The sequence below is a fragment of the Xanthomonas sp. SI genome, from assembly GCF_014236855.1.
In the GTDB taxonomy this organism is placed as follows: Bacteria; Pseudomonadota; Gammaproteobacteria; order Xanthomonadales; family Xanthomonadaceae; genus Xanthomonas_A.
Genome location: NZ_CP051261.1, coordinates 2003751 through 2022725, shown reverse-complemented (window position 1 = coordinate 2022725; position 18975 = coordinate 2003751). Strand labels below are relative to the sequence as shown.

Here is an 18975-nt window from a genome sequence, read left to right as displayed (position 1 = left end):
GGAGATGGACCGGTGATGGGGACACTCTGTCTTTGCTGATCAACGCCGATGTGGCCCGGCAGCGGGGTCCCGGGGCATCCATTCGGGCATGAGCCGCCCACACGCGAGGGCGCGGTAACGGTGCACTGCCGAGGCGGCAAATCTTCCAGCAGCGCGTTGCCGCCGCAGCGCAGCACGGGCGTAGCAGCGCGAGGGTGTAGCCTGATGCGACTTACGCAGCATGCACACCCTACCGCCGCAGCCACAGGAGTCGCTCCATGATCAAGGTCAGCGTGATGTACCCGTATACGCCAGGCGCCCGTTTCGACCACGCCTACTACCGCGACACGCACATGCCGCTGCTGCAGGCGCGCATGGGCGCGGCCTGCAAGCGCTACACCGTGGACAAGGGCCTGTCCGGCGGCGCCCCCGGCAGCGACCCGACCTATATCGGCATGTGCCACATCTTCAGCGACTCGGTGGAAGCGTTCCAGGCCGGCTTCGGCCCGCATGCCGACGAGATCCTTGGCGACATCAAGAACTACACCGACCTGACCCCGGTGATGCAGATCAGCGAAGTAGTGGTCGACTGAGCGCTGCGGCCGCTTCGCGTTGGCGCAGCGGCCTTCCTGATCGCGCTTAGAGGTTCAGGCACTTGCAGAACAGCGCGAGTTCCTTGCGGTCCGCGACGCGCCGCTGCAGATACGCATATTTCTCCGCCAGTTCCCGGTCCCCGTCCCTGGCGCTGACGTTGCAGCGATACAGCGGGCCGTCTGCACCGCTTTTCTCGAACGAACGGCCGCGCTTCAACGCGAACCATGGGTCGCGAAGCCGGCGGCCAGGACGTCGGTGATGGTTTTCCTCGGATCCTGGACCGCGTTCATCGGCGCGCGCAACACCGGTCCAGCGCCGCGCCGGCGGCCACGCCCACCGCGTAGGCGAGCAGGTCCAGCCACACGAACGTGGAACCCAAGGCCAGGTGCCCGAGCGTGGTGGCGCGCAGCGCGTCGAGCCACGGCGTGCGGTACAGCTGCGACGCTTCCACCAGCCAGCACACAGCCAATGCCACGGTCGCCACCCGCAGCGGCCGCGCGCTGGGCGCGAGCCACGCCAGGCCGAGGTAGACCATCAGCGCCCACAGCGCATCGCCGGGAAACTTGCCCAGCCACGACGGCAGCAACCATGGGAACTGCCGCGACGCCAATCCGGCGGCGATCGTCGCCACGATGGCAGCGCTCAACCACAGGCGGCGGCGTCCGGTTGCGGAAACGGGCATGGCGACGTGTCGGCGGCAGGGCCGCGCATTACAGCAGAACTGGCGCGGCGTTGACGACGGCAGCCTGGTGCGGCCGCTAGGCGCCGCTCCCGTGCAGCAGCACCGCCGCGGCGATCAGCACCGCCAGCACCAGCATCACCAGCCATCCCCAGCGCTGGTGGAACGGGATCGGCACGGCCTGCAGCTTGCTCTCGGCGCTGGCCTGGTTCAGCAGCCAGCCGTGGCAGCACACCGGACACACCAACTGGTACTGCTTTTCGCGCACCCAGCCGAACAGATGGTAGAAGTGCCCATACGCGTAGTGCAGGCGCATCGCGAACGCCTGCTCCTGGTCGCAGTTCTTGCAGAACTCGCGTTCTTCCACGCCGCAGGCGACGTTGCGCTCGCCCCATCCCCACAAGATCATCGTCGCGCCTCCATCGGCCGGGCCGCGATCCCCCGATCGCCAAGCCGTGCGGATTCTGTGCCCGCTCCGAGACAGCGTCAACGACGCATGCTGCCAGGCGCGACCGCACGCAAGTCTCTACAATGCCGGCCCCCTCGCAACACCGTGCCACGCCCCCGATGAACATCGTCGTCAAAGAAGATCTCAAGGCCTACATCGATCCACTCACCGCCGACGAATACGCGGCGCTGGAGCGCAGCCTGCTCGCCGAAGGCTGCCGCGATGCGCTGGTGCTGTGGGGCGAGATCCTGGTCGACGGGCACAACCGCTACGGCATCTGCCAGAAGCACGGGCTGCCGTTCCAGACCGTGCAGAACACCCGTTTCCAGTCGCTGCAGGACGTGCACCTGTGGATGATCGACCAGCACCTGGGCCGGCGCAGCGTGTCCGATTTCCAGCGCGGCGTGTTGGCGCTGCGCAAGCGCGAGATCCTGGCCGAGCGCCGCAGCCGCGCCGCCGCCCCGCCCGCGGAGTCCGCCGACGGCGCCGATGCCGCACCGGGCGATGCTCACGACGATGCCGCGCCCTGGGCCGATGCGCCGGCCGGCGCGGACGGCGCGAGCGTCGAGGCGATGCCGGCACCGCTGAGCCGCGCCGACCTGGCACGGGCCGCACGGCTCAGCAACAGCCAGGTGCTGCAGATCGAGAAGATCCAGAAGCAGGCCACCGCCGAAGTGGTGGAAGCGGTGAAATCCGGCACGATCTCGATCAACGCCGCCGCCGCGGTGGCCAGCCTGCCCGAGGACGAACAGCGCGCTGCGGCGATCGCCGGCAAGGACGAACTCAAGCAGGCGGCCAAGCGCGCCCGCGAATCCAAACGCAAACCGCGCGACACAACGGCCACCGAGCAGGACGGCGATGGCGACACCATGCGCGGCGACACCGAACTGGCCGCACTGCGCCAGCGCGTGGCCGAGCTCGACGCCGAGAACCGGACGCTGCGCGAGGAAGTCGCGGCGTTGCGCGCGCAGTTGCAGGAGTGATCCGGCACCGGCCCGTCACGCATCGCTCCGATGCGTGGCGCCTGCAGGAGGAACTTCCGTCCCGAGGCTTTCCGGCGATACCGCGTCGGGACTGAAGTCCCTCCCACAGGTACGCCGCCCGCCTGCCACGGAGAGGCCACGCACATCGATGACAATCGTTCGTACGTACTCGCCACGCGACACGCAGCCACCCTCGCCCGCACGATGAAATCCCTCTAACCCGGCGCTGCGTACACTGGGCGCCATGAGCGTTTCTTCCGACCCGTCGATGCCGCCCGATCCGCGCCGCGCGCAGCTGCGGCGCATGAAACTGCTGGCCGCGCTGTTGTTGCTGGCGATGCTGGCCGGCTTCCTGCTCAGCCACGTCATGGGCATGCACGGCGCCTGGGCCTGGATCGGCGCGTTCTGCGAGGCCGCCACGGTCGGCGCGCTGGCCGACTGGTTCGCGGTGGTGGCGCTGTTCCGCCATCCGCTGGGGCTGCCGATCCCGCACACCGCGATCATCCCGCACGGCAAGGCGCGCATCGCCGACAGCCTGGCGGTGTTCGTGCGCGACCATTTCCTGGAACCGGCGGCGCTGCTGGCCAAGCTCAGCGCATTCGATCCGGCCAAGCGGCTGGGCCAGTGGCTGGCCGAACCCGCGCAGGCCGGCAAGCTGGCCGACCTGGCGCGCGGCTGGGCGCTGCAGGCGCTGGACCTGCTCGACGAGGCCGCGGTGCGGCGCCGCATCCATGGCTTCGTGGTGGCGCGCCTGCGCGAATGGAACGCCGCCGCCACCGCCGGCGAGATCCTCGGCCTGCTCACCGCCGATGGCCGCCACCAGGCCCTGCTCGACGAAGCGCTGACCCGGCTCGGCCGGCACCTGGACGATGCGACGGTGAAGCAGCGCGTGTCGGCGATGATCGTCAAGTACGCGCGCCGCGAATGGCCCAAGCTGGTCGGCACGGTGGAATGGGTCAAGCCGGTGGAAGGCATCGCCGACACCCTGGCCGAGCGCCTGGCGCATGCGCTGCTGGACGAACTGCAGGACGTGCTGTCGCAACCGCAGCACCCGCTGCGCCAGGACTACGAGCGCTGGCTCGGCGGCTACGTGCAACGCCTGCGCAGCGACCCGGCCACCGCCGACAAGCTGCAGGCGATGAAGCAGCGGCTGATCGAGCATCCCGGCGTGCAGGACTACGTGCAAGGCCTGTGGGACCAGATCCACGCCAGCCTGCGCGAGGACCTGTCGCGCAGCGACGGTGTGCTGGTGCAGCATTTGCAGCGCTCGCTGGGGGCGCTCGGCGAGTCGCTTTCACAGGACAGCGCGTTGCGCGATGCGCTCAACCAGCACCTGCTGGGCGGCGCGGAGAAGCTGACCCAGCGCCTGCGCAGCGGCGTCACCGAACACATCGCGCAGACCGTGAAAGGCTGGGACGAACGCCATCTGGTGGAGCAACTGGAATTGAGCGTCGGCCGCGACCTGCAGTACATCCGCTTCAACGGCACCCTGGTCGGCGGCCTGATCGGGGTCGCGCTGCACGCAGCCGTCACGCTGATTCCATGAAGGTCGTAGACGGTGGCTCCCGCAATCCGCCGCGGGGGCTGGTGCGGCCAAGACGATCGCGCTAGCGTGGGATGCACGGTCGGGGCAGGGCCGTCGCTTCAATCGTGAAAGCCATCCCGTACGGACTGGAGGGACGCCGATGCCTTTGCATCGCCAGCGTTCGCCAAAGGAAAGGGGCGCATGTCGAAGAACCGCTGGACACCCGCTGTCGGCCCTGCACGGTCGGCGCTCGGCGCCGCGCTGGCGGTGCTGCTGCTGGGATTGCTGGCCGCGGTGCTGCTCGCACGCAGCCTGCACGAGCGCAATCGCCAGGAGGCCCGCGACCGCTTCCAGCAACTGACCACCCACGTCACCGGCGAGCTGCAGCAACGCCTGAATGTCTACGAGCACGGTCTGCGCGGCGCGCGCGGCGCGGTCATCGCCGCCGGCGGCGACCATATCTCGCGCGATCGCTTCGACCGCTACAGCGCTTCGCGCGAGTACCGGCGCGAATTTCCCGGGGTGCGCGGCTTCGGCTATATCCGCCGGGTGGCGCCGGCCGACGAGGCCGCGTTCCTGCAACAGGCACACAGCGACGGCGCGCCATCGCTGCAGATCCACCAGCTGGCGCCGCACGACGGCGATCGCTTCGTGATCCTGTATATCCAACCGCGGCGCGTCAACAATCCCGCGCTGGGGTTCGACATCGCCTCCGAGCCGGCGCGGCGCGCGGCGGCGATCGCCGCGGTGCGATCCGGCAAGCCGACCATCACCGCGCCGATCCGCCTGGTACAGACGCCGGGAATCGGCAACAGCGGCTTCCTGCTGTTGCTGCCGATCTACCGCGAAGACCTGCCGCTGCAGACCGCCGAGCAACGCTGGCAGGCCACCACCGGCTGGGCCTATGCGCCGCTGAACATCGCCGAAGTGCTGGTGGCCTCCCCCAACCATTCCCACGAACTGTTGTTGACCCTGGCCGACAGCGAAAACAGCGCCCAGCCGTTCTATAGCGGCGACGGCGCCGCCCAGGCGTCGGCGACCGGGCTGCGCGCCGAACGCAGCATGCCGGTGTACGGCCGCCGCTGGCTGCTCAGCACGCAGGCGACGCCGGCCTTCGTGCGCTCGCTCAACCAGACCTCGCCGCTGCTGGCTGGCGGCCTAGTCGGCGGCATCTCCGTGCTGCTCGCCGCGCTGCTGTACCTGTACCTGACCGGCCGCCACCGCCGCGACCTGATCCTGCGCGAGCAGAGCCAGCTGGCCGCACTGGTCGGCGGTTCCAGCGAAGCGATCGTGGCCGAGGACCCGGATGGCCGCATCACCCACTGGAATCCGGCCGCCGAGCGCATCTTCGGTTACGCCGCGGCGCAGGCCATCGGCCAGCCGTTGCAGGACCTGCTCGGCAGCCAGATCCGCGACTCTGCCGGCAACGGCACGCAGGTGCGGGAACTGCGCCATCGCGACGGCCATCGCGTCAGCGTGCTGGCCAGCGCCTCGCCGATCCTGGACAACGACGGCGACATGGCCGGCCACTCGCACCTGCTGCACGATGTGTCCGAACGGGTGCGTGCCGAAGCGCGGGTGCTGGAGCTCAACGCCACCCTGGAACAGCAGGTGGCGCAGCGCACCAGCGAACTGGTCACCTATTCGGCGCTGCAGCGCGCGATCCTGGCCAACGCCGGCTACGCGATCGTGGCCACCGACCCGGACGGCACCATCACCCTGTTCAACCCCGCCGCCGAAACCATGCTCGGCTATCCCGCGCACGAGATGATCGGGCGCAAGGCCACCGGCCTGTTCCTGGATCCGGAGCAACTGGCCAGCCGCGCCGAAAGCATGGCCGCGCAGTCGGGCATGGCGGTGGCGCCGGCGTTCGAATCGGTGGCCGCGCTGTCCACGCTGGGGCGCAGCGACACCCGCGAATGGACCTACGTCAGCAAGGACGGCCGCCCGTTCCCGGTGCTGCTGACGCTGAGCACGCTGCGCGACGACAACGACCAGGTGATCGGCTACCTGGGCATCGCGGTGGACCTGACCGAGCAGAAGCGCCACGAGCGCGAACTGCGCCTGGCGATCGACGCGGCGGAAACCGCCAACCAGTCCAAGAGCGATTTCCTGGCCAACATGAGCCACGAGATCCGCACGCCGATGAACGCGATCCTGGGCATGCTGTACCTGCTGCAGCACAGCGAACTGCCGCAGGCGGCCAAGGACATGATCCAGAAGAGCGACGCGTCGGCGCGCGCGCTGCTGGAGATCATCAACGACATCCTCGACTTCTCCAAGATCGAATCCGGGCGCATCGACCTGGAATCGGAACCGTTCGACCTGAACCAGCTGCTGGAGAACATCGCCGCGCTGATGACCTCGGCGATCAGCGCCAAGCCGGTGGAGATGATCGTCGAACCGTTGCCGGCCGGCTGCCGCTGGTTGCGCGGCGACGCGCTGCGCCTGAACCAGGTGCTGATCAATCTGGTCGGCAATGCCATCAAGTTCACCGAGCAAGGCGAAGTGGCGCTGTCGGTGCGCAGCTTCCCCAGCGGCGAACCGGGCAAGATCAAGCTGTTCTTCTCGGTACGCGACACCGGCATCGGCATCGCGCGCGACAAGCAGAGCCTGATCTTCTCGCCGTTCCTGCAGGCCGACACCTCCACCAGCCGCCGCTACGGCGGCAGCGGCCTGGGCCTGACCATCAGCCGACGCCTGGTGGAGCTGATGGGCGGCCAGCTCGAAGTGCAGAGCACGCCGGGCCGCGGCAGCGATTTCTATTTCGCGATCAGCTTCCCGGTGCTGCCGGCGCCGGCCGCCGAGGTCGAACATCCGGAAGCGCGGCGGGTGCTGATCGCCGACGACCACGACCTGGTGCGCAGCAACCTGAGCAGCATCGCCAGCGGTTTCGGTTGGCAGGTGGAAGCGGTGGCCAACGGCACCGACGCGATCGCCGCGGCCGGCCCGGAACGCGAGGGCTTCGACGTGATCCTGCTCGACTGGCGCATGCCCGACCTGGACGGGTTGCGCGTGGCGCAGCGCATCCGCGCGCAATCGGCGCCGGACCGGCAGCCGATCATCGTCATGGTCACCGCCTACGAGCGCCGCCTGCTGGAAGAGCAGCACTACGCGCCCAGCGACGTGGACGCGGTGATGACCAAGCCGGTCACCGCCTCGGCGCTGTACCGCACCATCGCCACGCTGCTGGCGCGGCGCCGCGGCGACGGCCCGGCGCCCTTGCTCAGCGGCGACGGCACCCCGCGCCTGGCCGGCGCGCGGCTGCTGGTGGTGGACGACAGCGAGATCAATTGCGAGGTCGCGCAGCGCATCCTCGAAGGCGAAGGCGCACTGGTGGAACTGGCCCACGACGGCGAGCAGGCGCTGCAGCGGCTGCGGCGCGATCCCAGCCGCTTCCAGCTGGTGCTGATGGACGTGCAGATGCCGACCCTGGACGGCTACGAGGCCACTCGCCTGCTGCGCGAGGACCCGCGCCTGGCCGGCCTGCCGGTGATCGCACTGACCGCCGGCGCCTACCGCCAGCAACAGGAACTGGCGCTGTCCAGCGGCATGAACGGCTTCATCGCCAAGCCGTTCCAGGTCGAGGAACTGATCGCGATCATCCGCCAGTTCCTGCCGCTGCGCCTGTCGCTGCCGCTGGAGCCGCTGCCGACCTCCGCCGCAGAGGTCTGGCCCGAGGCCGATCCACAGCTGCTCGACGCCGCGCAGGCGCAACGCCTGTGGAACGAGCGCGTGCCCTATCAGCGTTACCTGCTGAAACTGCTGCAGGACAACCCCGATCCGGCGGCGACGCTGCAGACCCTGCTGGATGCGCAGGCGCCGGCGGCGGCGATCTCCTACGTGCACAAGCTGCGCGGCTCGGCCGGCTCGCTGGCGCTGCCGGCGCTGGTCGCGGCCAGCGCCGCGCTGGAGGAACGGCTCGGCGACGCGCCGGACCAGGCCGACGCCGCGATCGCGGCGCTGGGCACGGCCATGAGCGCCACCGCCACGGCGATTCGGCGCTTCGCGGCCGAGGCCGAGGCGTTGCCCGCGCCGGTGCCGCCTGCCGCCCCCGCCGCCATCGCGGACGACGGCGCCGCGGCCGCGGTCCCGCTGCAGCAACAACTGCAGATGCTGCTGCAGGCCCTGGACAGCGACGACCCGGACCGCGTGGAACGGGTGCTGCACGACCTGGCGCCCTCGCTGCCCGCGGCGATGGCCACGGAGCTGAAGCAGTTGGTCGAGAGTTTTTCCTTCCGCGAGGCCGAAGCTCAAGTCAGGCGCTGGCAGGCCGATGCAATCCACTAGCATCCGCAGCGCCGATCCAATCCGGCTGCCGTTGGATGCACCCGACAAGGAACGACGATGGTCCAGCCCCCCATCCTGTGCGTAGACGACGAAGCCAGCAACCTGGCGCTGATCCGCCAGATCCTGCGCGAGGACTACGCGCTGACCTTCGCCAAGAACGGCGCCGAGGCGCTGCGCGCGGTGGTCAAGCACCGCCCGGCGCTGATCCTGCTCGACGTCGACCTGCCCGACCTGGACGGCTACACCATCGCCCGCACCCTGAAACAGGACCCGCGCACCGCGCCGATCCCGATCATCTTCGTCACCGGCAAGGACAAGGACGCCGACGAGAGCATCGGCTTCGAGGCCGGCGGCGTGGACTACATCACCAAGCCGTATTCGCCGAGCATCCTGCGCGCGCGGGTGCGCACCCATCTGTCGCTGGTCAGCGCCGCCAGCCTGGCCAGCAGCCATCGCGACGCGATCCAGATGCTGGGCATGGCCGGCCACTACAGCGACTCGGACACCGGCACCCATATCTGGCGGATGGCCGCCTACGCCCGCGCCCTGGCGGTGGCCGCCGGCTGGTCGGGCGAGGACGCCAAGCTGCTCGAGCAGGCCGCGCCGATGCACGACACCGGCAAGATCGGCATCCCCGACGCGATCCTGAAGAAGCCGGGGCCGCTGGATGCGGACGAATGGACGGTGATGAAGCGGCATCCGCAGATCGGCTACGACATCCTCAGCCGCAGCGGCGCGCCGCTGTTCCGGCTCGCCGCCGAGGTCGCGCTGTACCACCACGAGCACTGGGACGGCAATGGCTATCCGGCCGGCCTGGCCGGCGAACGCATTCCCGAGTCGGCGCGGATCGTAGCCCTGGCCGATGTGTTCGATGCGCTGACCACGCAGCGCCCGTACAAGGAACCATGGCCGCTGGCGAAGGTGATGGCGATGTTCCAGCAGCAGGCCGGGTCCCAGTTCGAGCCGCGGCTGGTGAGCCTGTTCACCGAGATCCTGCCGCAGATCCTGCAGATCCAGGACTACTGGAGCGAACGCGAGCCGGGCGACGACGTGCCGCACCGCGCCAACGCGCATGCCTCGGTGCAGCACAGCGACGGCTGAGCCGCACGCTCGCTGTCCGCACAAATGCTCGCGCTGCCCGCACCAATGTAGGAGCGGCTTCAGCCGCGACAGGCTCTATCCGTAGAGCCTGTCGCGGCTGAAGCCGCTCCTACAACATACAACAGCAACCACAAGACGAAGACGCTGCGACGCGCGCCGCCCTCAGCGCCGCTGCAACCGCCAGGCACGGTGAATCCGCGGATTGCGCTCGAAATCCGGCGCGATGGTCTGCGCGGTGATCTCCTCGCACGAGGCGAATTCGGCCAGCGCGTCCTCGTCCAGCTTGAAGCGGCGGAAATTGTTGGAGAAGTACAGCACGCCCTCCGGCATCAGCCGCGCCACCGCCGCGCGCAGCAGCCGCACGTGCTCGCGCTGCAGATCGAAATCCTCGGCGCGCGCGGAGTTGGAGAAGGTCGGCGGGTCGCAGAAGATCACGTCGTAGCGATTCTTCTCCGCCTCCAGCCAGGTCAGCGCGTCGGCCTGCACCAACCGGTGCTGGGCGCCGCCCTTGCCGTTGAAGCCCAGGTTGTCGGCGCACCACTGCAGGTAGGTGCCGGACAGATCCACGCTGGTGGTGGAATCGGCGCCGGCCACGGCGGCCTGCACGCTGGCCACGCCGGTGTAGCAGAACAGGTTGAGGAAGCGCTTGCCGCGCGCCTGCTGCGCCATCGCCCCGCGCAGCGGGCGGTGGTCCAGGAACAGGCCGGTGTCCAGGTAATCGAACAGGTTCACCCGCAGCAGCGCGTCGTGTTCGCGCACCACCAGGAACTCGCCGCGCTGCTCGAAACGGCCGTACTTGCTGCCGCCCTTGCCGCGCTCGCGCGACTTCAGCGCCACCCGCTCGGCCGGGACCTCGAATACCTCGCGCGCGGCGGCCAGCAGCTCGTTGCGGCGGCGGCGCACGTCGGCGTCGGGAATCTCCTCCGGCGCGGCGTATTCCTGCACGTGCAGATAGGTGCGCGCCTGGCCGCCGTCTTCCTGGTACACATCGATCGCCGCCGCGTATTCGGGCAGGTCGGCGTCGTAGGCGCGGAAGCAGCCGACCCGTTCGCGCGCGCGCCAGTTCTTGAACTTGCGCAGGTTCTTGCGCAGCCGGTTGGCGACCATCTGCGCGCCGTCGCTGAGCGCGCGCGGCGCCTCGGCCGGCTCGCGCTGCGCCACCGCGATCGGGTCGCAGACGATCAACGGGCATTCCAGCGCGCCATTGAACATCTGGTATTTCTTCGCCGCGCGCAGGCCGGTGGCGTAGGCCAGGTCGGCATTGCCGCACAGCAGGCTGGCGCGCCACTGCGGCACCGCGCGCTTGAGCGCCTCGCCCAGGCGCCGGTACAGCGCGGTGTCGGCGGCCAGGCGTTCGTCGTACGGCGGATTGCACACCACCGTGCCCAGCGCCTGCGCCGGCGTACGCAGGTCGGCGACATCGCGCACCTCGAACACGATCGCCGCGGCGACCCCGGCCGCCTGTGCGTTCTCGCGCGCGGCGCGGATCGCATGCGGATCGATGTCGCCGCCGTATATCACCGGCTGCAACGCGGCGCGGCCGGCCGCCTCGCGCTGCCGCGCCTCGGTCAACAGGGTGCGCCAGGCCTCCTGGTCGAAGCCCAGCCAACGGCTCGGCGCGGCGCTGAATTGCAGCGGCCCGGCGTCGCCACGGCGCGCGGCGGCCAGATCGCCGCGCAGCAGCCCCGGGGCCACGTCGGCGGCCATCAGCGCGCCTTCGATCAGCAGCGTGCCGCTGCCGCACATCGGATCCAGCAGGCCGCCGCCCTGCGCATACAGCTGCGGCCATTGCCCGCGCAGCAGCACCGCCGCGGCCAGGTTCTCCTTCAGCGGCGCGGCGTTCTGCACCTGGCGCCAGCCGCGCCGGTGCAGCGAGCCGCCGCCCAGGTCCACCGACAGCGTGGCGCGGCCCTTGCGCAGCGACAGGTTCAGACGCAGGTCCGGATCCTCCACGTCCACCGACGGCCGCTCCAGGCCTTCGCCGCGCAGCGTGTCCACCACCGCGTCCTTGACCCGCTGCGCGGCATAGCGCGCATGCGTGATCGCGGTGCCGGACACGTGCGCGTCCACCGCCAGGGTGTGCTGCGAGGTCAGGTGCTCGCGCCACGGCAACGCCGCCACTCCGGCATACAGCGCGGTCTCGTCGGGGCAGTCGAATTCGTCCAGCGGCCACAGCACGCGGCTGGCCAGGCGCGACCACAGCACCGCGCGCTGCGCATCGCGCAGCTCGCCCTCGCTGTTGACCCCGGACACGGTGGCGGTGGCTTTGGCGACGCCGAGCGCGAGCAGCTCGTCGACGAGCAGGTATTCCAGGCCCTTGGCGCAGGAGACGAAGAATTTCACGGGAATGCGGACCACACGAAGAAGGAAGGATGCGCGGGCGGGCGCCAGGCCCGCCCCGCGCGTATCGCGGCAGCGCGGCCCACGGCGGGCGGGCGGCAGCAACGGACGGGAAGACGCGAATGGTCGGCCATCGCGCCCGCCATTACCAGCCCGGGCCATGCTCCACGCCCGGCGGTTGCCGCCCAGGGCGCGCGGCGCGCACTCACCACGGCGCCAGCCGCCAGCCGTCCGGGTCGGCCTGCAGGCGCGTGTCCAGGCGCAGGCCGTCGAGGAAGGCGGCATCGTGCGAGACCACCAGCAGCGCACCTGGATACTGCAGCAGCACCTGTCGCAGCGCCTCGCGCGCGTCCAGGTCCAGGTGGTTGTCCGGCTCGTCGAGCAGCAGCAGGTGCGCCGGCGGATCGCGGTAGAACGCGCAGGCCAGCGCCGCCTTCAGGCGCTCGCCGCCGCTGAGCCGGCCGCTGGGCACGCCGATGCGCTGCGCGTCCAGGCCGAGCAAGGCCAGCCGCGTGCGCAGTGCAGCCACGTCGGCCACCGCATTGGCCGCCTGCAGCTGCGCCAGTGGCGGCTGTGCCGGATCCAGCAGCTGCAATGCCTGGTCCAGGTAGGCGCTGGGCACCTCCACCGCGCAGCGCCCGGCCAGCGGCACCAATTGGCCGTCCAGCACCCGCAGCAGGGTCGATTTGCCGCTGCCGTTCGGCCCGACCACGCCGATCCGCTGGCGGCCACCGATGCACAGATCCAGCGCGGCGCGCGTGGACGGCGCGTACGGCAGCCGCAGGCCGCGCAGGTCGGCGACCCGGCGACCGGCCGCCGCAGCCGGCATCGGCGCGAACAAGGCGACCGGTGCCGCGGTCTCGACCGCGCGCGCGGCCTCGCGCACCTGCGCCGACAGCCGCGCGTGCGCGTCGGCGGCTTGCTGCCGGTGCTTGCCGGCGCTGTGTTCGCTGCGCTGCTGCTGCGCGCCGAGCAGGATCGGCGCCTGGTTGGCCTCCTGCGCCTGGCGGCGGCCGTGCGCGCTGCGCCGCTGCTGGCGCGCCTGCTGCTCGCGCAGCGCATCGCCGTGACGCCGGCGTTCGTGCTTGCGGCGTTCCAGCTCGGCCAGCGCCTGTTGTTGCTGCTGCGCCTTGCACTGCGCGTAGAACGCGTAGTCGCCGCCGTAGTCGCGCAAGCCCAGCGACGACAGTTCCACGATGCGCTGCATGTGCTGCAGCAGCGCCCGATCGTGGCTGACCACCAGCAGCCCGTGCGGCCAGCGCTGCAGTTGCTGCTGCAGTTGCTGGCGCTGCTCAAGGTCGAGATGGTTGCTCGGTTCGTCCAGGATCAGCACGTCGGCGTCGGACAACCAGGCGCCGAGCAGCGCGACGCGCATCGCTTCGCCGCCGCTGAGTTCGGCCGCCGGCCACTGCGCGGTCACATGGCCGAGCCCGCACAGCTCCAGTTCGGCGTACAGGCGCTGGGCGATGTCCCAGCGCTCGCCGAGCGTATCGAAATCGGCCGGATCGGCGCTGCCGGCCTCGATCCGCGCCAGCGCCTCCAGCGCCGGGCCCACCCCGGCCAGCGACGCCACCGTGTCGCCAGCGGCGCGCGCGATCTGCTGCGGCAGGTAATGCACGCGGCCATGCCGGCGGCAGTGGCCGGCGCTGGGCGTCAGCTGGCCGGCGAGCAGGCGCGCGAACACGCTCTTGCCGACGCCGTTACGGCCGACCAGGCCGGTGCGGCGCGCATCGAGCGCGAAATCGAGAGCGGAAAACAGGGGCCTGCCGTCGGGCAGGACATACGACGCGCTATCCAGCGCGAGCCACGGATGCGTCATGGGAACTCCAGGGATGCCGGTCACGCCCGCCGCATTCGGCAGGAACGGACAAGGCCGTCGAAGACGGCGGCATCAATGGCGCATCGGAGGCATCCTCGGCTGGCTAACTACACTGAGCCACGATGGTAACCCGCATGCGCGCGGCCATGCAGCGACGCGGCGGCGGCGCTCAGCCGCCGGCCAGGAACGCGTCGTGGTAGTTGGCCTCGGCCACCGGCGGCAGGCGGTCGCCGAAACCGATCGCCTGGAAGTATTCGGCCGGCACCCCGGGCAACACCAGCCCCGGTTCCGGCGCGAAGCCGAAACGCGCGTAGAACGCAGGCTCGCCGAGCACCACGCAGCCGGCCGCGCCCAGCGCCTGCAGCTGCGCCAGCGCCTCGCGCACCAGCCGCGTGCCCAGTCCCTGGCGCTGGTGGCCCGGCCCCACCGACAGCGGCCCCAGCGCGTACCAACCGCGGCTGCCATCGGAGAGCTGCACTGGCGACACCGCCACATGCCCGACGATGTAGCCGTCGTGCTCGACCACCAGCGACAGGGTCAGCGCGCCGTCCGCGCGCAACCGTTCGATGATCTGCTGCTCGTCGTGTCGGCTGTGCTCAACGCGGAAGAACGCGACCAGGGTCAGCGCCTCGATCGCGGCGTGGTCGGCTTGGGTTTCGGCGCGGATGTTCAGTTCCATCGGTGACTCCGGTCGATGCGGCCTGCTGCGCGGAACATGCCGCTCACAGCGTTTCCAGCAATTCGGCGAACGCGCGCGCCGCGGTCTCGACGTGGCCGCCGAGCCGATGCATGTCGTCCACCAGCAGCAGCCGCGCCGCGCGCGCCTGCGCCCAGGCGATCACCTCGGCCGCGGGGATCAGTTCGTCGTGCCAGGCGTGCACGATCGAGATCGGCACCGGCGCCGCGTCCAGCGCCGGCATCCAGCCCATGCGCGTCGGCGGCACCATCAGGAACAGTCCGCGCACCGGCACCTGCAACGACACCTGCGCGGCGATGTACGCGCCCAGGCTGGATCCTGCCAGCACCACCGGCCCGCGCTGCGCGGCGGCCTGCGTCAACGCGAGCAGGCGCTGCAGCCGCGCCGGCACGTCGCCGAGCTGGCTGACCTCGCGGCGCGCGTCCAGGTCGGTGAAGTCCGGACGCTCGTGGCTCCAGCCCAGGCGCTGCGCGACCTCGGCCAGCGCCGCGACCTTGATCGCGTCCGGACCGCTCTCGAACCCGTGCGCAAGAATGCAGTGGCCGCGGCTCACAGCGCCACCACCGCATCGCCGAGCCGCAGCGTGCCGCCGTGCACGATTCGTGCGCACAGGCCGCCATGGCCGCGCATCGCGTTGTAGCCGCCCGGGCCCAGCGCGTGCTCCATGCGCGAGCACGGATCGCACGGCGCGATGCCTTCCAGCTCGACGTCGCCGACGCGGAAACGGCGGCCTTTCAGCGCGATCAGCGGGATGCCGGAGACGACCAGGTTGCGCCGCAGCGTCGCCGGCGCCACCTGCGCATGGCCGGCCAAGGCGGCGATCGCCGGCAGGTGTTCGGCCTGGATCAGGGTCAACCCGCGCTTGCCGTTGCGACCGGCGTAGCGGTCGCCGAACAGGCCGCCCTCGGCGTGCGCCACCGCCTGCTCCACTTCGAGCATCGGCACGTCGCGTGCCGGGCGCAGGCCTATCCAGTCCACGCGTCCGGCGCGCGGCAACGTGGCGAGCAGCGTCGCCAGCGGGCTATCGGGATTCAGAGTCATCGGCGAATGCTAGCATCCGCGCATGTCGCAGACCCCGCCGTTGCCGATCCACGATGCTCCCCTGCCCTACGTCGAACAGCTGCAGGCGCGCACGCTGGATGCGATCGATCTGGCGGTGATCCATTGCACCGAACTGCCCGACCTGGCCAGCGCGCGCGCCTACGGCGAACGCGTGCTGTATCCGTCCGGCACCGGCAACAGCGGCCACTTCTACATCGACCGCGACGGCAGCGTGCACCGCTACGTGCCGCTGCAGCGGGTGGCGCACCACGTGCGCGGCTACAACCCGCGTTCGCTTGGCATCGAACTGGTCAACCGCGGCCGCTATCCGCATTGGCTGGATTCGCGCCACCAGACGCTGGACGAAGCGTATCCGCCGGCGCAGATCCAGGCGCTGATCGCGCTGCTGCGCCAGTTGCAGGCGCAGTTGCCGCAACTGCGCCACATCGCCGGCCACGACGCGCTGGACCGCAGCCGCGAAAGCGCCAGCGACGACCCGGCGCTGCAGGTGCAGCGCAAGCTCGATCCCGGCCCGATGTTTCCTTGGGCGCAGGTGCTGGAGGCGGTGGCGCTGACGCCGTATGCGCCTTCGGCGGATGGGCTTTCAGACCGCTGACACCGCGCCCTGTACCCTCCTGTAGGAGCGGCTTCAGCCGCGACAGGCACCCTGATGGCGTATGTCGCGGCTGAAGCCGCTCCTACAAAAACAGCAGCAACGCCGCCGCACCTTCTCGCCCAGCACCGCAGGCTCAACGCGGACCGACATAGTTTTTTTCGCCCGCAGTCACCGCCAGTTCCAGGCGATTGCCGACCGGCGCCAGCGGGCACACCACGTGCACGGTGAACGCGCACGGCGGGTTCTGCGCCAGGTTGAAGTCCAGCACGATGCGCTCGCCCTGCGACGGCTCCACGAACAGATAGCGCGCGCCGCCATAGCTCTCGCGGCCGCTGGTGCGGTCGGTGAACGGGAAGAACAGCCGCTTGCCGTCGTCGTCGCGCAGCGCCTGCAAGCGGTAACGGCGGCCGTCGAGGGTGAACTCGGCGCTGCCGGCCAGCGCCAGCGGCTGCGGCGTGCCGATCGAGGTGAGCAGCACGATCGCGCGCGGCGCCGGCGCCGGATGCCAATCGGCGACCACACGCCAGCGCGGATCGATCGGGAAATAATCGATCCCGCGGAAACTGCCGCGCGCGGCCGCCTGCGGATCACGGAAGCGCCAACCGAACAGCTTGCCGGTGCGCACCACGTAGAACTCCTGCTCGCCCAGCGCCAGCCGCGTCTCGCTGCCGTGCGCCGCATCGGTGCCGAGGCGACCGGCGCGGAACGGCTGCCCGCGCACCGTCGGCGCGGCGTCTGCGGCGGCTTCGAACGCCACGCCGGCATCGGCGTCGATGCGCAGGCTGCCCAGGTGCGCGGGGCCGGCCGGCAGCTGCACGTCGTTGTCTGCGGCGCTGCCCACCTGATGCACGCCGCTGCGCAGCCGGCCGGAGCCGGTATAGCTGAGCCAGCCGCCCGGCGCGCGCAGCCGCGCCACGCGTTGCGCGCGGCGCTGTTCCACCGCCATCCGGTAGTGCGCGTCGGACTGCGAGCGCGGCGAGGCATCGGCGCCGTTGCCGCGCGGCCGCTCGCCGCAGCCGGCCAGACTCAGCGCCGCCGTCAGCATCCACATCCCACGCCAGCGCATCGCCTCAGCCATTGTACTTGCCACGCATGTCTCCTCCACGCACACCGACGCGCCACGGCGCCTGGCCGTGCCGGCTAGCCGCTGGCGCGCGGCCGCGCCGGATCGGCGATCCAGCCGCTCCACGATCCGGCATACACGCGCGCACCGTGCAGGCCGGCATGCTCCAGCGCCAACAGCAGATGGCAGGCGGTCACGCCCGATCCGCACATCAGCACCACCTCGCGCGGATCGCGCCCGTGCAGCAGCGGCTCCAGTTCGGCGCGCAGTTCCTGCGGCGGGCGCAGGCGCCCATCGCGCAGGTTCTGGCCCAGCGGACGGTTGACCGCGCCGGGCACGTGCCCGGCGACCGGATCGATCGGTTCGACCTCGCCGCGGAAGCGCTCGGCGGCGCGCGCATCCAGCAACCAGCCCGGCGCCTCGTGCAGGCGCGCGGCGATTTCCTCGGCATCGGCAATGCGGCTCGCGTCGAAACGCTGCGGATACGGCGGCAGCGGCGCAGGCGTCGCGGCAGCAGCGGTTTCCGGCAGGCCGAGCCGGCGCCATTCGGCCAGGCCGCCGTCGAGCACGGCGACGCGGCGATGCCCGAGCAGGCCCAGCATCCACCACAGCCGCGCGGCGGCCATGCTGCCGTCGCCGGCGTCGTAGACCACCACCTGGGTGTGCGGCGCGATGCCCCAGCGGCCGAGCGTCTGCGCGAACGCATCGGCCTCGGGCAACGGATGCCGGCCCAGGCCGCGGCGGCCGAGGTCGGACAGATCGGTATTGAGATCGGCGTATACCGCACCAGGCAGATGCGACTGCGCGTAGGCCTGGCGCGCGAGCTGCGCGGCCTGCGGATCGGCCAGCGCGGCAGCGGCGAAACGCGCATCCACGATGCGCAGGTCGGGGTGGCCAAGCACGGCGGCCAGCGCCGGCGCATCGACCAGATGCTGCCACTCGGGGATGGGTTCGCTCATGCGGTTTGCTCCAGTCGTCGGCGCAGGTTGAGCAGGATCGCCGCGGTCGCGCCCCAGATCCGCTGCCCCGGCCAGCCGTATTCCAGCACCACCCGCGGCCGCCCGCGGTAATCGGTCTCGATGCTGCGCAGGTTGTCGGGCGCCATCAGGTAGGCCAGCGGCACGTCGAACACGTCCGCCACTTCGCCGGGATGCGGCTGCGGCACGAACGCCGGATCGATCGCAGCCACCACCGGCATCACCCGGAAACCGCTGATGGTCACGAACGGATCGAGATAGCCCAGCGGTTCCACCTGCGCCGCGGACAGCGCGATTTCTTCCTCGCTCTCGCGGATCGCCGCGGCCACCGCATCGGCGTCGTCGGCTTCGATGCGGCCACCGGGAAAACTGACCTGGCCGCCATGGTGGCGCAGGCTGTCGGTACGCCGGGTCAGCAGCACGTGGGTGCCGTCGGCGCGCGGCAGCAGCCCGACCAGCACCGCCGCCTCGGCCAGTACGCCGTCTGGCAGCAAGTCGTGCAGTTCGTGGTGGTTCCAGCCGGGGCCGTCGGGTGGCGACTGCAGCGGATGCAGCGCGCGCAGCAGCCGTGTGCGTTCGGCCAGGCGCTGGCCCGGGGTCGGCGACCAGCCGCGCTCCGGCAAGATCTCCTGCATATAGCGCTGGCGCTCGGCGTCGCTCATGCCACGCCAGCGCGCGATCTCGTCGCCGCTGCGCAGGCAGCCCGCGCAGTAGCCCTGCGCGTCGAGCGTGCACAGACCGATGCAGGGCGTGAGCAACGCATGGGGGACGGGATCCATCGGATTCGACACCTGCTCAGACTAGCGCGATTCGCCGGCAGCGG

Annotated in this window: 17 protein-coding genes; 6 read left to right on the top strand and 11 right to left on the bottom strand. The window is 70.8% G+C overall.

All coding sequences use genetic code 11. The annotated features are described in order from the left end of the window. Positions 1-257 precede the first annotated feature (257 nt). Positions 258-572: an EthD family reductase gene (locus tag HEP75_RS08305; protein ID WP_185826102.1), complete on the top strand. Its 315-nt coding sequence runs from the start codon at positions 258-260 to the stop codon at positions 570-572. Between the two features lie 46 nt (positions 573-618). On the opposite strand, the gene HEP75_RS08300 is transcribed toward HEP75_RS08305, so the two are convergent. From HEP75_RS08300 to HEP75_RS08290, 3 genes are all read right to left on the bottom strand, one after another. Next, the gene (locus HEP75_RS08300) at positions 619-789 is read right to left on the bottom strand and encodes a hypothetical protein (protein WP_185826101.1); all 171 of its coding nucleotides are present in this window, start codon (positions 787-789) and stop codon (positions 619-621) included. Between the two features lie 70 nt (positions 790-859). Then, entirely contained in the window at positions 860-1255 is a 396-nt protein-coding gene (locus HEP75_RS08295) for a DUF2809 domain-containing protein (protein WP_185826100.1), read from the bottom strand. A gap of 76 nt (positions 1256-1331) precedes the next feature. Continuing rightward, positions 1332-1661 carry a hypothetical protein gene (locus HEP75_RS08290; protein WP_185826099.1) on the bottom strand — a complete coding sequence of 110 codons (330 nt, stop codon included), beginning with the start codon at positions 1659-1661 and terminating at the stop codon, positions 1332-1334. 158 nt (positions 1662-1819) lie between these two features. On the opposite strand from HEP75_RS08290, the gene HEP75_RS08285 reads away from it, so the two are divergent. From HEP75_RS08285 to HEP75_RS08270, 4 genes are all read left to right on the top strand, one after another. Then, positions 1820-2683: a plasmid replication/partition related protein gene (locus HEP75_RS08285; RefSeq protein WP_185826098.1), complete on the top strand. Its 864-nt coding sequence runs from the start codon at positions 1820-1822 to the stop codon at positions 2681-2683. Between the two features lie 304 nt (positions 2684-2987). Next, positions 2988-4229 (top strand): DUF445 family protein, encoded by a 1242-nt coding sequence (locus HEP75_RS08280; protein ID WP_185826537.1) that lies wholly within the window; start codon positions 2988-2990, stop codon positions 4227-4229. Between the two features lie 180 nt (positions 4230-4409). After that, positions 4410-8498 carry a CHASE domain-containing protein gene (locus HEP75_RS08275; protein ID WP_185826097.1) on the top strand — a complete coding sequence of 1363 codons (4089 nt, stop codon included), beginning with the start codon at positions 4410-4412 and terminating at the stop codon, positions 8496-8498. Positions 8499-8555: 57 nt separating this feature from the next. Next, positions 8556-9599 (top strand): HD domain-containing phosphohydrolase, encoded by a 1044-nt coding sequence (locus HEP75_RS08270; protein WP_185826096.1) that lies wholly within the window; start codon positions 8556-8558, stop codon positions 9597-9599. Positions 9600-9761: 162 nt separating this feature from the next. Here the strand turns inward: HEP75_RS08270 and rlmKL are convergent, their stop codons facing one another. From rlmKL to HEP75_RS08245, 5 genes are all read right to left on the bottom strand, one after another. Next, positions 9762-11942, bottom strand: a complete 2181-nt coding sequence (gene rlmKL / locus HEP75_RS08265; protein WP_185826095.1) for a bifunctional 23S rRNA (guanine(2069)-N(7))-methyltransferase RlmK/23S rRNA (guanine(2445)-N(2))-methyltransferase RlmL — start codon at positions 11940-11942, stop codon at positions 9762-9764. A gap of 202 nt (positions 11943-12144) precedes the next feature. Beyond that, on the bottom strand, positions 12145-13758 hold the full coding sequence (locus tag HEP75_RS08260) for an ATP-binding cassette domain-containing protein (RefSeq protein WP_185826094.1): 1614 nt from the start codon (positions 13756-13758) through the stop codon (positions 12145-12147). Between the two features lie 169 nt (positions 13759-13927). Then, positions 13928-14437 carry an N-acetyltransferase gene (locus HEP75_RS08255; RefSeq protein WP_185826093.1) on the bottom strand — a complete coding sequence of 170 codons (510 nt, stop codon included), beginning with the start codon at positions 14435-14437 and terminating at the stop codon, positions 13928-13930. 43 nt (positions 14438-14480) lie between these two features. After that, positions 14481-15008 carry an alpha/beta fold hydrolase gene (locus HEP75_RS08250; protein WP_185822825.1) on the bottom strand — a complete coding sequence of 176 codons (528 nt, stop codon included), beginning with the start codon at positions 15006-15008 and terminating at the stop codon, positions 14481-14483. Next, the gene (locus HEP75_RS08245; RefSeq protein WP_185826092.1) at positions 15005-15496 is read right to left on the bottom strand and encodes an MOSC domain-containing protein; all 492 of its coding nucleotides are present in this window, start codon (positions 15494-15496) and stop codon (positions 15005-15007) included. The genes HEP75_RS08250 and HEP75_RS08245 overlap by 4 nt, the downstream gene beginning before the upstream one ends. Positions 15497-15518: 22 nt before the next feature. On the opposite strand from HEP75_RS08245, the gene HEP75_RS08240 reads away from it, so the two are divergent. Continuing rightward, positions 15519-16112, top strand: coding sequence for an N-acetylmuramoyl-L-alanine amidase (locus HEP75_RS08240; RefSeq protein ID WP_185826091.1), 594 nt, complete (start codon positions 15519-15521; stop codon positions 16110-16112). Between the two features lie 133 nt (positions 16113-16245). On the opposite strand, the gene HEP75_RS08235 is transcribed toward HEP75_RS08240, so the two are convergent. From HEP75_RS08235 to HEP75_RS08225, 3 genes are all read right to left on the bottom strand, one after another. Further along, entirely contained in the window at positions 16246-17163 is a 918-nt protein-coding gene (locus HEP75_RS08235; protein WP_255424037.1) for a DUF1684 domain-containing protein, read from the bottom strand. 89 nt (positions 17164-17252) lie between these two features. After that, positions 17253-18134 (bottom strand): sulfurtransferase, encoded by an 882-nt coding sequence (locus HEP75_RS08230; protein ID WP_185826090.1) that lies wholly within the window; start codon positions 18132-18134, stop codon positions 17253-17255. Continuing rightward, positions 18131-18931: a DUF1289 domain-containing protein gene (locus HEP75_RS08225; RefSeq protein ID WP_185826089.1), complete on the bottom strand. Its 801-nt coding sequence runs from the start codon at positions 18929-18931 to the stop codon at positions 18131-18133. Before HEP75_RS08225 ends, HEP75_RS08230 begins: the two co-directional genes overlap by 4 nt. Between the last annotated feature and the right edge of the window lie 44 nt (positions 18932-18975).